We start from the raw sequence: 12,571 nt of genomic DNA, 5'->3' as shown, positions 1-12,571 counted from the left end.
ATTTCAGCGCTGGTAGCGGGCGAGGACGCGATTGCCGTCCCGTTCCAGCCGTTCACGCAGCTCACCGAGGCCGATGGCCCCGCTGTAGTACTCCTGGAACGCCGGTGTCGCGACCTTGTCCTTCCACTCCGCGTAGCCCCGCACGGACTGCGCGGGCGCGCTGCGCAGCCCGCCGGCGAGGGCGGTGCCGGTCGCCCAGCCGTAGCGCTCCGTGTGCAGGGCGGGGTCCTTCAGGGCCCGGGTGCCGGTGGGCAGCATCCAGTCGCCGAGGGCCAGGCGCACCATGTGGCCGGGGCGGAGCAGGAAGCCGAGGAACGCGGCGGCCTCCTTCTTGTGCGGGCTGTCGGCCGCGACGGACAGCGTCTGCGGGCTGACGCCCTGGGCGGGTCCGCCGGCGCCGGCCGGGGCGGGCAGCACCCGCCAGGCGAAGCCCTTCGGCGCCTGCTGCTCGATCTGCTGACGGTAGGAGAAGCCGAGCGGCACCATCGCGTACCGGTCCGCGAAGAAGCCGGGCAGGGTGTCGGAGCCGCCGCTGCCCAGCGTCGTCGGGGAGGCGCTGCGGTCGGCGCCGATCTGGGCGCGGACGGTGCGCGGCACCACCTGGTCGGCGTCCTCGAACCGCACGGTGACCTTGCCGTCCGCGTCCCGGTGGAACAGCCGCCCGCCGGTGGACAGCGACAGGTTGAGCGTGGCGGAGACGGGTTCCTTCAGCGGCCAGGCCACCCCGTATCTCCCGGGGCCGCTCAGCCGCTTCGCCACCTGCCGGAACTCCTCCCAGCTCCAGGGCGCGGCAGGCGTCGGTATCCGCACGCCGGCCCGGTCCAGCAGCCGGGAGTTGGCGATGAGCACCCGGGGCTCCTGGAGGAACGGCACGCCGTAGACGCCGCCGCCGAAGGTGGCCGTCTCCCAGCTCCGCCCCGGTATGTCCGCCGTCAGGTCCCGGGGCAGCAGCCCGGTCAGGTCGGCGAGGTAGCCGCCGTGGGCGAAGTCGGCGAGGTCGTCGGAGGCGTCATGGACGATGTCGGGCGCCTCGCCGCCCTCGAAGGCGGTGAGCAGCTGGTCGTGGACGCTGTCCCAGCTGCCCTGGACGTACTCGACGCGGATGTCCGGATGGGCGGCGTTCCACTCCGCCACCAGCGCCTTCGTGGCCGCGACGGACTCCCGCTGCCAGGCCAGCGACTGGAAGCGCAGGGTGATCGGGCCGCCGTCGGCGCGGGGATCGGCGGTGCAGCCGGCCAGCAGCACGGCGAGGACCAGGGCCGCGGCCGCGGCGGCGCGGGCGCGCATCAGCTCTTCACCGCCCCGGCGAGCAGCCCGCCCGTGATCCGCCGCTGGACGATCGCGAAGACCACGAGGGAGGGCAGGGTGGCGAGGAAGGCCGCGGCGGCGAGCGGCCCGAGGTCCGCGACGCCCTCGGCGCCGATGAAGTGGGTGAGGACGACGGGCAGCGTCTGCTTCTCGGGGGACTTCAGCAGCACCAGCGCGAAGAAGAACTCGTTCCACGCGGTGACGAAGGCGAACAGCGCGGTGGCCGCGATGCCCGGCGCGAGCAGCGGCGCCGTCACCGACACCAGCGTCCGCAGCCGTCCGGCGCCGTCCACCGCCGCGGCCTCCTCCAGTTCGGCCGGGACGGCGCGGACGTATCCGGCGAGCATCCACAGCGCGAACGGCAGCGACCACACCACGTGGACCAGGACCAGACCGGCGAGGGAGTCGATCAGCCGCAGCTCCTTGAGGACGAGGAAGAGCGGGATGATCAGCAGGACGAAGGGGAACGCCTGGCTGACCACCACCCAGCCGGTGGCGGCGCGCGCCAGCCGCCCGCGGCCACGCGCCATGACGTAGGCCATCGGGGTGGCGAGCAGCACGGCGATCACCGCCGCGCCGAACGCGGCCAGCAGGGAGTTGAGCGCGGCGTGCGGCAGCGGCTGCTCGTCGAAGGCCCGCCGGAAGTTGCCGAGGGTGGGGTGGCGCGGGATCCAGGTGGGGTGCGCGGCGGCCAGTTCGCGCGGGGGTTTGAACGCGGTGGACAGCAGCCACAGGAACGGCAGGGCCAAAAAGGCGAGATAGGCGAGCAGCGCGGCGTACTGTCCCGCGCGGGCGCCGGGCGAAGTCCTCATGCCCGTCACGTCCGGTCACCTCCCTTCAGTCGGCCGGCGAGGAAGACCGCCAGCAGCACCGAGACGACGGCGACCATGACGCAGCCCATCGCCGCCGCGTATCCGAACTGCCCGTAGCGGAAGGCCTCCTCGTAGGCGAAGAGCATGGGCAGCCGGGTCCGGCCGCCCGGTCCGCCGTTGGTCAGCACATAGACCAGGGCGAAGGAGTTGAAGTTCCAGATCAGGTTGAGCGCGCTGATGGCGAGGGCGACGGGTCTGAGGGCGGGCCAGGTGACCGCGCGGAAGCGGCGCCAGGCTCCGGCGCCGTCCACGGCGGCGGCCTCGTGCAGTTCGCGCGGGGTGTTCTGGAGGCCGGCGAGCAGGGCGACGGTGGTCTGCGGCATCCCGGCCCACACACCGGCCACGACGACGGCGGGCAGCGCCGTGGCCGGGTCGCCGAGCCAGTCGTGGCCGCCGCCGAGGCCGAGGCCGCGCAGCGTCTCGCCGAGGATGCCGGCGTCGGGGTGGTAGAGGAGCCGCCACATGATGCCGACGACGACCTCGGGCATCGCCCAGGGCACGATGGCCAGGGCGCGGGCCGCCCAGCGCAGCCGCAGGTCCTGGTCGAGCAGGAGGGCGAGACCGAGCGCGAGCAGGAACTGCGCCGCCGTGACCGTGAGCGCCCACGCCAGTCCGATCCGGAACGACTCCCGGAACAGCCGGTCGTGCGCCAGGTCCTGGAAGTTGAGGGTGCCGGTCCACCGGGTGGGCTCGGTGCGGCCGGACTGGGCGTCGGTGAAGGCGAGCAGCACGCCGTGCAGCAGCGGACCGACGCTCAGGACCAGGATGGGCACGAGCGCGGGCAGCACCAGGAACCAGGCACCGGGCCCGTGCGGGCCCCGCCCGGGTCGGGGCGCCCCGCGCACCGGCGGTCGTGCCTCGGTCACCGCTGTCACGTGATCAACCCCCTGGTCGGCCGGGGCGGGCCCGGTCATGGTCGTGAAGGCGCGGTGCCCCGTCAAGAGCCCGCGCACACGCTCCCACCTGTACGAATGCGACACTGTCCGGCGGAGAACGGGATCCGGGCGGACACGGAGGCGGGCGACATGGACGAGGCGAGGGCGCGCGAGGTGCTGGTCGCGGCCGGGGTGCTGCCGGTCCCGGCGGCGCGCGGGGCGCGGCTGCTGGCGCTGGGCGAGAACGCGGTGTTCGCCGCCGGTGACCTGGTGGTCAAGGTGGCCCGCGACGCCGAACTGTTCGACCGGGCCGGCCGCGAGCTGGCGGTGGCCGAGTGGCTGGCCGGGGCCGGGGTGCCCGCGGTCCGGGCGGCCGACCCGCGGGCGCGGCTCGTCGAGGGTCATCCGGTGACCGTGTGGCACCGGCTCCCGGATCCGGTGCGTCCGGCCGAGCCGGGTGACCTCGCTCCCCTGCTCCGGGCCGTCCACGCCCTGCCCGCCCCGGACTTCCCGCTGCCGCCGCGCGAACTGCTGGGCGGGGTGGAGCGCTGGCTGCGGCTCGCGGGCGACGCGATCGACCCGGCGGACGCGGCGTATCTGCGCGAGCGTCGCGACGGTTTCGCCCCGGCCGCCGCCGCGCTCGCCCCGCAGCTGCCGCCCGGCCCGATCCACGGCGACGCGCTGCCCCGCAATGTGCACATCGGCCCGGACGGACCGGTCCTGGTCGACCTGGAGACCTTCTCCTTCGACCTGCGCGAGCACGACCTGGTGGTGCTGGCGCTGTCCCGGGACCGCTACGGGCTGCCCGCCGCCGCCTACGACTCCTTCACCTCGGGCTACGGCTGGGACGTACGGGAGTGGGCGGGGTGCACGGTGCTGCGCGGGGCGCGGGAGACGGCCAGTTGCGCCTGGGTCGCCCAGCACGCGCCGAGCAACCCCAGGGCGCTGGCCGAGTTCGAACGCCGGGTGGCGTCGCTGCGGGACGGGGACGAGTCGGTGCGCTGGTACCCCTTCTGAGCCGCCCCGGCGCGCCCCGCCCCTCCGCGCGCCGTTCTTGTCGCCCCGGAGGCCGTCAGACGGTCTCGCCCGCGGGCTGCCGCAGCGGCCAGGTCCCGTCGACCACCGCTCCCGCGTCGCCCTTGCGGCGCAGGAAGCTCTGGAAGTCCGCCGCCCAGGCCGCGTACCACTCGATCTGACGGCGGTGCAGCTCCGCCGGGCCGAGGGCCGCGACCTTCGGGTGGCGGCCGGCTATCGCCCCGGCCAGCCGGGCCGCCGCGAGCGCGTCCGCCGAGGCGTCGTGCGCGGAGCCGAGGACCACGCCGTACTCCGTGCAGACGGCCTGGAGGGTGCGCTTGCCGCGTCGGTAGCGGTCGACCGAGCGGTCGATGGTGTACGGGTCGACGACCGGGCCCGGCTCGGCCCCGCCCAGGCGGTCGCCGAGCGACGGCAGCCCGTGGCGCCGCAGTTCGGCGGCGAGCAGGGTCAGGTCGAAGGCCGCGTTGTACGCCACGACGGGCACGCCCGTCTTCCAGTACCCGGTCAGCGCCTCCGCCACCGCGTCGGCGACCCGGTCGGCCGGGGCGCCCTCGGCGGCGGCCCGCTCATTGCTGATGCCGTGCACGGCGACCGCTTCCTCGGGGATCGGGACCCCCGGGTCGGCCAGCCACTGCCGGTGGCCGAGCGGCTCTCCTCCTCTGACCTCGATCACGGCCGCCGTGACGATGCGCGCCTCGTGCGGATCCGTCCCGGTCGTCTCCAGGTCGAAGCCGATCAGCAGCTCCTGGTGCCAGCCCATGGCGGCCCCCCTTCTCGGTGGTGCTTCCCCCAGTGGTCCCCACCTTCGCACGGGCCACTGACAACGCGAGGAGCGCGTTCCGCTTACCGGCGGGATGATTCAGGACACTGGGCGCGAATCGGTCCACATCAGTTCGAACTCCTCGCGGTAGGTGGAGAAGAGTCCGCCTTCGCCCACCTCGCCCACCTCGTCCGGCTTGACCGTCCTGTTCCCGTGCTTGTTCCCGTTGCGCAGCACGAACACCGGCGCCTCCATGCCCCGGCTGCGCCGCAGGTGCGACTGGACGACCGCGACGCCGTCGGATCCGTCGCCGTCCACCAGGTAGGCCGTCAGGCGCGGTGTCTCGTCGTAGACCTGGATCTCGAAGGCGTCCGGATCACGCAGCCGGGAGCGCACCCGGCGCATGTGCAGGATGCCCATCTCCACCGACCGGCTCAGCTCGCCGCGCTTGAGGCCCAGTTCCCGCTCGCGCCGCTTGACCGCGCTGGAGGCCGGGTTCAGGAACAGCAGCCGCACCCGGCAGCCGGACTCGGCCAGCCGCACCAGGCGGCGGCCGGAGAAGTTCTGCACCAGCAGGTTCAGGCCGATGCCGATGGCGTCCAGGCGGCGGGCGCCGCCGAAGATGTCCTCGGCCGGGAACTGCCGCAGCAGCCGCACCCGGTCCGGGTGCACGGCGACCACGTCCGCGTACCGGTCGCCGACCAGGTCCTCCACGGCGTCCACCGGCAGCCGCCGGGCCGAGGGCACGTCGCCGCCGGTGCCGAGGATCTCCAGCAGCCGCGCGGAGGCGCGCTCGGCCTGGCTGAGCACGGCCTTGGACAGGGCGCGGTTGCGCGAGACGACGTTGCGGGTGACCTCCAGCTCGTCCAGGGCGAGTTCGACGTCCCGGCGCTCGTCGAGGTACGGCTCGAAGCAGGGCCAGTGCTGCACCATCAGCTCGCGCAGCTGGGGCAGGGTGAGGAAGCTGATGACATTGTCGTCGGCCGGGTCGAGCAGATAGCCCTTGCGGCGGCTGACCTCCCGGACCGCGACGGCGCGCTGCACCCACTCCTGCCCGGCCGGTCCGGCGGCGGCGACCACCCAGTCGTCGCCGTGGACGGGCTCGTAGACGGGCCGCAGCACGGCCGAGACGACCGAGCGCAGCCGCTGTTCGACGAGGTTCAGCCAGATGTAGGCCCGGCCGGCCCGCTGGGCGCGGGTGCGCACCTCGCGCCAGGCGTCCGCGTCCCAGTCCAGCTCCGGGCCGATGGCACCCGCGTCCATCGGCCGGGCCAGGGACACCGCGCCGGGCGGGACGTCTGCGGAGTTCCCCTCGTGACCCTCGTCACCAGGGGGAAGCTCCAGGCCTCCCGAGCCCACCCGTGCACCGCCTTCCGCTCCCCCGAGCATCCCCGTCCCAACGATCAAGGAAGGGTACTCCGGGAGCGGTACCGGGTGCAGCCGGATGGACAGCTCCTTTCCCAACTTCCCCCGCTCACTCACGTGTTCCGGCCGCGGCGGTCGGCACAGTGAGCGGATTCACGGGGTTGACGCGGCCGGCGGACCGGGCGCCGGGGTTTTCGAACAGCTTCGGACAGAACGCGGCGGGACGACGCACCCGTGGCGAAGTCATAGGTGGCGGGCGCACTTTCGGGGACACTCGGGCCAGGGGCGCCACCCGGGGCGCCGCACACCACAGAGGGTCGTGTCCATGCAGGTCTGGCCTGGAGAGGCGTATCCGCTCGGCGCCACGTACGACGGCGCCGGCACCAACTTCGCGGTCTTCACGGAGGCCGCGGACCGAGTGGAGCTGTGTCTGCTGCACGACGACGGCTCGGAGACGGCGGTGGAGCTGCGGGAGAGCGACGCGTTCGTCCGGCACGCGTACCTGCCGGGCGTGATGCCCGGCCAGCGGTACGGGTTCCGCGCGCACGGTCCGTACGCCCCGGAGCGCGGGCTGCGCTGCAACTCGGCGAAGCTGCTGCTGGATCCGTACGCGCGTGCGATCAGCGGCTCGGTCCGGTGGGGCGAGGAGGTCTACGGCTACCACTTCGGCGACCCCGGCCGCCGCAACGACCTGGATTCCGCCCCGCACACCATGACGTCGGTGGTGGTGAACCCGTACTTCGACTGGGGCGACGACCGTCCGCCGCGCCGCGGCTACCACGAGACGGTGATCTACGAGGCGCACGTCAAGGGCCTCACCATGCGCCACCCGGGGCTGCCCGAGGAGCTGCGCGGCACCTACGCGGCACTGGCCCACCCGGCGGTCATCGAACACCTGACGGAGCTGGGGGTGACGGCCCTGGAGCTGATGCCCGTACACCAGTTCGTCAACGACCACCGTCTGGTGGACATGGGCCTGAACAACTACTGGGGCTACAACACCATCGGCTTCTTCGCCCCGCACAACGCGTACACCTCCTGGGGCGACCGCGGGCAGCAGGTCCTGGAGTTCAAGTCGGCGGTCAGGGCGCTGCACGAGGCCGGGATCGAGGTCATCCTCGACGTGGTCTACAACCACACCGCGGAGGGCAACCACCTGGGCCCGACCCTGTCCTTCAAGGGCCTCGACAACCCGCGCTACTACCGCCTCGCGGACGACCCGCGCCACTACACGGACACCACCGGCACCGGGAACTCCCTGCTGATGCGGTCCCCGCACGTGCTCCAGCTGATCATGGACTCGCTGCGCTACTGGGTCACCGAGATGCATGTGGACGGCTTCCGCTTCGACCTGGCGGCCACCCTGGCGCGGCAGTTCCACGAGGTGGACCGGCTGTCGTCGTTCTTCGACCTGGTGCAGCAGGACCCGGTGGTCTCCCAGGTGAAGCTGATCGCCGAGCCCTGGGACGTGGGCGAGGGCGGCTACCAGGTGGGCAACTTCCCGCCGCTGTGGACCGAGTGGAACGGCAAGTACCGCGACACCGTACGGGACCTGTGGCGCGGCGAGCCGCGGGCGCTGGCGGAGTTCGCCTCCCGGCTGACCGGCTCCTCCGACCTCTACCAGGACGACGGCCGCCGCCCGTTGGCCTCGATCAACTTCGTCACCTGCCACGACGGCTTCACCCTGCACGACCTGGTGGCCTACAACGACAAGCACAACGCGGCCAACGGCGAGGACAACCGGGACGGCGAGAGCCACAACCGGTCCTGGAACTGCGGGACCGAGGGCCCCACCGACGACCCGGAGGTGCGGGAGCTGCGGGCCCGGCAGATGCGCAACTTCCTCTCCACGCTGATGCTGTCCCAGGGCGTGCCGATGATCAGCCACGGCGACGAGTTCGCCCGCACCCAGCGGGGCAACAACAACGCCTACTGCCAGGACAACGAACTGGCCTGGGTGCGCTGGCCGGAGCCCGGCGAGCCGGACGGCGAGCTGCTGGAGTTCGTCCGGGCGATGGCCCGGCTGCGCAAGGAGCACCCGGTCTTCCGGCGGCGCCGCTTCTTCCACGGGCGGCCGGTGGAGGGCACCCACGACGAGCTCTCGGACATCGCCTGGTTCACCCCGGAGGGCAAGGAGATGACCCAGCGGGACTGGGACTCCGCGTCGGCCTCCGCGCTGACCGTGTTCCTCAACGGCAACGCGATCTCCGAGCCGGGCCAGCGCGGCGAGCGGATCACCGACGACTCGTTCCTGCTGATGTTCAACGCGGCGGCCCGGCCCCTGGACTTCGTCGTGCCGGTCGACCACGGGCGCCAGTGGCGGGTGGTCGTGGACACCGCCCGCTCCGTCCCGGTCCCGCCCGGCACCGGCCGCGGCGCGCAGGCGGGCGACCGGCTCACCCTCACGGACCGGAGCCTGGTCGTCCTGCAACGCCCGGCGTAGTCCCCCGGGCGCGGTCGTCGGCGCCCACGCGCGCGAGGAGGATGTCCGGCGAGGCGGGCGCGCGGGGCACCGGCCGCGCCGCCAGCGCGAGCACCGCGGCGAGCGCGGCCGCCGTGCTCGCCACGGCGAAGGCGGCGCCGGGCCCGTGGGCACCGGCCAGCCGGCCGCAGACGGCGACGGCGACGGCCTGCCCGGCGACGATCGCGCTCGTCGCGTACGCCATCGCCTCGGCGAGCCGGGCGGGCGGCACCGCGCGCTCGGTCAGCGCGAACACCGTGATCAGATGCGGGGCGTAGGCCACCCCGAGCACGGTCACCACGGTGTACAGCGCGGCCAGGCCATGGGTGACCAGGAGCGGCAGGGACAGCGCGAACGCCGCCGCCGTGGCCGTCCGCCATCTGGCCCGCAGCCCGAAGCGCGCGGGCAACGCCGCCATGGACAGCCCGGCGACCGCGCTCATCACCCCCATGGCGGCGTACACCAGACCGGCCTGGTCCTCGTGGCCCAGCCGCCCGGTCAGCGCGGTGATGCCCGCCTGGCAGGCGCCGAACATCGCCCCCTGAAGGGCCAGCGCCGCCCGCAGCGCGTGCACGGCGCGCGGCATGCGCGGACGACGGCCGGTGTCCTCGCCGCGGCCGGCACGCGCGCGTGCGTCGGCCCTCCGCCCGGCACGCGCGCGTAGGACGGGCGGCCGTCCGCCACGCGCGCGCGTGGCGGCCCGGTGGCCGCCGGCGGCCGGGCGGGTCGCCGCGGCCGTCGGGTGCAGGGCGAAGCCGGTGCCGCACACCGCCACCAGCACCGCCGCCGCGCCCAGGGCGTACGCCGGGTGCGCGAGGACCGAGGCGACACCGACCAGGGCGGGGCCGAGGACGAACGAGATCTCGTCGAGGGTGCTCTCGAAGGAGAGCGCCGCGCCCACCGTGTCCTCGGACGCCCCGGCCCCGCGGGCGAGGGCGACGAGGCGGGCGCGGGCCAGCGGGCCGATCAGCGGTACGGTCGCGCCCGCGAGCGCGCCCAGCAGCGCGAGCGCGGGCGCGCCGAGCCCCGCGAGCGCCCCGGCGACCAGCGCGGTGATCGCCACCGCGTTGGCCCAGGCGAACAGCAGCACGACGGCGCGCTGTCCGTGCCGGTCGGCGAGCCGCCCCACGAGGGGCCCGCACGAGACCTGCCCGAGGGCGAGCGCTCCTCCGGTCAATCCGGCGGCGGCCAGCGAGTCACTCGTCCGGGCGACCAGCAGCACACTGCCGAACTGGATGGTGGCCGTGGGCAGCCGCCCGGGGAACGACACCGCAGGAAGCAGCGGTCCGGTCAGGCCGATCACGTCACGGTAGGTCTCCCGGGCGCCGCGCCGCCGCACTGTGGTCATCGTCCGAAGCTAGCCATTCACACCGCGCACGTGGACGGACCGATGACACGAAACCGGGCCAGGCGGGTACGTAGCATCGCATGACACCCGAGCACCCCGTACCCGCCGTGCCCACGGCCACCTACCGGCTCCAGCTCCAGCCCGCGTTCCCGTTCGAGGCCGCCGCGGCGGCCGTGCCGTACCTGGCGTCGCTCGGCGTCTCGCACCTGCACCTCTCCCCCGTCCTGGAGGCCGTCCCGGGTTCGCCGCACGGGTACGACGTGGTGGACCACTCGCGGGTGCGCGGCGAACTCGGCGGCGAGGAGGGGCTGCGCGCGCTGGCGCGCACCGCGCGGGAGCACGGTCTCGGCCTGATCGTGGACATCGTGCCGAACCACATGGCGATGGTCCCGCGGCACAACCCCGCCCTGTGGGACGTGCTGCGGAAGGGTCCCGCGTCCGCGTACGCCCGCTGGTTCGACATCGACTGGGAGGCCGGGGGCGGCAAGGTGCTGCTGCCGGTGCTCGGCGGCCCGGTCGGCGCGGAGGCCGGGCAGCTGAAGGCGGACGGCGACGTGCTGCGCTACTACGACCACGCCTTCCCGCTGCGGGCGGGCACCGCGCACCTGCCGCTGCCGGAGCTGCTGGACGCGCAGTGGTACCGGCCGGTGTGGTGGCGGCTGGCCCGTACGGAGCTGAACTACCGCCGCTTCTTCAGCATCTCGGAGCTGATCGGGGTGCGGGTGGAGGACCCGGAGGTGTTCGCCGCGACCCACGGCAAGATCCTCCAGCTGCTGCGCGAGGGCGTGGTCGACGGGCTGCGGATCGACCACCCCGACGGCCTCGCCGACCCCGACGGCTACCTCGCCCGGCTGCACCGGGCGAGCGGCGGCCGCTGGACGGTGGTGGAGAAGATCCTCTCCGCGGGTGAGCACCTGCCGCCCTCCTGGCCGGTCGCTGGCACCACCGGGTACGACGCCCTGCGGCACGTCGACGGGCTGTTCACCGATCCGGCCGGCGCGGACGAACTGCTGGACCACTACCGGAGCTTCGCCGCCCCGCAGACCGACCGCGGCGGCGACTGGGCGGCCACGGTCCGGCGGGCCGCGTACCAGGTGATCGGCCACGAGCTGGCCGCCGAGAGCGCGCGGCTGACCCGCGCCGCGGACCGGGTGTGCTCGTCCGCGCCCGACCCGGCGCTGCGCGACCGCGCGCCGTGGGCGCTGCGCACCGCGCTCCAGGAGCTGCTGGTCCGTCTGGAGGTGTACCGGCCCTACGCCTCCGTGGACGCGGCCTCGGTGGTCACCGAGGAGGCCGCCGGACGGGCCCGGCTCGCCTTCGCCGTGCCCGAGGAGGCCGACGCCGTGGACGTGGTGCGCGACCTGGTGGTCGGCCGGGCCGGCGAGGGGGCGGGGGCGGCGGAGCTGCGGACCCGGTTCGCGCAGGCCGCCTCCGCGCTGCGCGCGAAGTCCGTGGAGGACACCGCGTACTACCGGTACGTGCCGCTGCTGTCGGCCAACGAGGTCGGCGGGGACCCGGGGCGCCCGGCCGTGCCGCCCGAGGACTTCCACGCGTACTGCGCGCGCGTGCAGCGCGACTGGCCCGGGACCGGGACGGTGGTCACCACGCACGACACCAAGCGCAGCGCGGACGTGCGGGCGGCCCTGACCGTGCTGACCCAGTGCCCGGGGCGCTGGGCACGGCTGCTGGCCGAGGTGACCGGCGAGGACGCGCTCGTGCCCGACGCGCAACTGGCGTGGGCGGCCTGGCAGACGGTGTTCGGGCTGGGTCCCGCCGATCCGGAGCGGGTGCGCGGCGCGCTGCTGAAGCATGTGCGCGAGGCGGGTCTGTACACAAGCTGGACGGAGCGCGAGGCGGCGTACGAGAAGGCGGTGGAGCGGTTCGTCGCCGAGGGGCCGTGCGGGGCGCCGGGCGCGCGGGTGAGCGCCTTCCGCGACGAGCTGGAGGCCCATGTCGCGGCCAATGTGCTGGGCACGGCCCTGGTGCACCTGACGATGCCGGGCGTGCCCGATCTCTACCAGGGCACGGAGGCCGAGTACCAGGCGCTGGTCGACCCGGACAACCGGCGGCCCGTGGACCTGCCGCCCGCCGACGCGGGGGTCAAGGGCGCGTTGACGGCGGCGGCGCTGCGGCTGCGGGCGCGCCGGCCCGAGGTGTTCGGCGCCGCGGGGACGTACGAGCCGCTGCGCGCCGAGGGCCCGGCGGCGGAGCACTGCGCGGCCTTCACACGCTCCGGTGAGGTGGTCACGGCCGTGACCCGGCTGTCGCTGCGCCTGGCGGAGGCGGGCGGCTGGCGCGGCACCCGGCTGCCGCTGCCGCCGGGCCGCTGGGCGGACGTCCTGGCTCCGGGACGGCACTTCGAGGGGCACGCGCGCGTGGCGGAGCTGTTCGCGGCGCTGCCGGTGGCGCTGCTGGAACGGGTCGGCGGACCGGCCGGCGAGGACTGAGCGCGGGGCGCCGGGAGGGGGTGCCCGGTCCGCCGTCGAGCATGCCCTTGACAGCCGTCACCGGCCGTGGGGTACTGCGGAATGCGAAACCGGGCGGACG

At 74.4% G+C, this 12,571-nt stretch carries 9 protein-coding genes; 3 read left to right on the top strand and 6 right to left on the bottom strand.

The genetic code is table 11. The features are described from left to right. Positions 1-3: 3 nt before the first annotated feature. Genes A8713_RS25365 through A8713_RS25355 form a run of 3 tightly spaced genes read right to left on the bottom strand, consistent with a single transcriptional unit; the run spans position 4 to position 3,055 of the window. Positions 4-1,287, bottom strand: a complete 1,284-nt coding sequence (locus tag A8713_RS25365; RefSeq protein WP_064535861.1) for an ABC transporter substrate-binding protein — start codon at positions 1,285-1,287, stop codon at positions 4-6. Next, entirely contained in the window at positions 1,287-2,120 is an 834-nt protein-coding gene (locus A8713_RS25360; protein ID WP_064537707.1) for a carbohydrate ABC transporter permease, read from the bottom strand. The genes A8713_RS25365 and A8713_RS25360 overlap by 1 nt, the downstream gene beginning before the upstream one ends. Positions 2,121-2,125: 5 nt before the next feature. Further along, positions 2,126-3,055, bottom strand: a complete 930-nt coding sequence (locus A8713_RS25355; RefSeq protein ID WP_079159127.1) for a carbohydrate ABC transporter permease — start codon at positions 3,053-3,055, stop codon at positions 2,126-2,128. Between the two features lie 150 nt (positions 3,056-3,205). On the opposite strand from A8713_RS25355, the gene A8713_RS25350 reads away from it, so the two are divergent. Continuing rightward, complete coding sequence (locus A8713_RS25350) at positions 3,206-4,072, top strand: phosphotransferase enzyme family protein (RefSeq protein WP_064535859.1); 867 nt, start codon at positions 3,206-3,208, stop codon at positions 4,070-4,072. Positions 4,073-4,127: 55 nt separating this feature from the next. Here A8713_RS25350 and A8713_RS25345 read toward each other — a convergent pair whose 3' ends face one another. Together A8713_RS25345 and A8713_RS25340 are read right to left on the bottom strand one after the other, a co-directional pair. After that, the gene (locus A8713_RS25345) at positions 4,128-4,850 is read right to left on the bottom strand and encodes a 3'-5' exonuclease (RefSeq protein ID WP_064535858.1); all 723 of its coding nucleotides are present in this window, start codon (positions 4,848-4,850) and stop codon (positions 4,128-4,130) included. 99 nt (positions 4,851-4,949) lie between these two features. Continuing rightward, positions 4,950-6,239 carry an SAV2148 family HEPN domain-containing protein gene (locus A8713_RS25340; protein WP_079159126.1) on the bottom strand — a complete coding sequence of 430 codons (1,290 nt, stop codon included), beginning with the start codon at positions 6,237-6,239 and terminating at the stop codon, positions 4,950-4,952. A 301-nt stretch (positions 6,240-6,540) separates the two neighbouring features. Here A8713_RS25340 and glgX point away from each other — a divergent pair, with 301 nt between their 5' ends. After that, a complete protein-coding gene (glgX, locus tag A8713_RS25335; protein WP_064535856.1) occupies positions 6,541-8,658 on the top strand; it encodes a glycogen debranching protein GlgX in 2,118 nt (705 codons plus the stop codon). Here glgX and A8713_RS25330 read toward each other — a convergent pair. Next, entirely contained in the window at positions 8,618-10,024 is a 1,407-nt protein-coding gene (locus A8713_RS25330) for an MFS transporter (RefSeq protein WP_064535855.1), read from the bottom strand. The genes glgX and A8713_RS25330 overlap by 41 nt on opposite strands. 80 nt (positions 10,025-10,104) lie before the next feature. Between A8713_RS25330 and treY the strand changes: the two genes are divergently transcribed. Then, on the top strand, positions 10,105-12,471 hold the full coding sequence (gene treY / locus A8713_RS25325; RefSeq protein ID WP_064535854.1) for a malto-oligosyltrehalose synthase: 2,367 nt from the start codon (positions 10,105-10,107) through the stop codon (positions 12,469-12,471). Positions 12,472-12,571 lie beyond the last annotated feature (100 nt).

The sequence above is a fragment of the Streptomyces sp. SAT1 genome (genome assembly GCF_001654495.1).
GTDB classification, from domain to species: domain Bacteria; phylum Actinomycetota; class Actinomycetes; order Streptomycetales; family Streptomycetaceae; genus Streptomyces; species Streptomyces andamanensis.
Note: the sequence above shows the minus strand (reverse complement) of the source record. Positions and strands in the feature narration are given on the sequence as shown.

Excerpts from the sequence above, each read along its gene's own strand:
- A8713_RS25365 (WP_064535861.1), bottom strand. The coding sequence starts at position 1,287 with ATGCGCGCCCGCGCCGCCGCGGCCGCGGCCCTGGTCCTCGCCGTGCTG.
- A8713_RS25360 (WP_064537707.1), bottom strand. The coding sequence starts at position 2,120 with ATGAGGACTTCGCCCGGCGCCCGCGCGGGACAGTACGCCGCGCTGCTC.
- A8713_RS25350 (WP_064535859.1), top strand. The coding sequence starts at position 3,206 with ATGGACGAGGCGAGGGCGCGCGAGGTGCTGGTCGCGGCCGGGGTGCTG.
- A8713_RS25345 (WP_064535858.1), bottom strand. The coding sequence starts at position 4,850 with ATGGGCTGGCACCAGGAGCTGCTGATCGGCTTCGACCTGGAGACGACC.
- A8713_RS25340 (WP_079159126.1), bottom strand. The coding sequence starts at position 6,239 with ATGCTCGGGGGAGCGGAAGGCGGTGCACGGGTGGGCTCGGGAGGCCTG.
- glgX (WP_064535856.1), top strand. The coding sequence starts at position 6,541 with ATGCAGGTCTGGCCTGGAGAGGCGTATCCGCTCGGCGCCACGTACGAC.
- A8713_RS25330 (WP_064535855.1), bottom strand. The coding sequence starts at position 10,024 with ATGACCACAGTGCGGCGGCGCGGCGCCCGGGAGACCTACCGTGACGTG.
- treY (WP_064535854.1), top strand. The coding sequence starts at position 10,105 with ATGACACCCGAGCACCCCGTACCCGCCGTGCCCACGGCCACCTACCGG.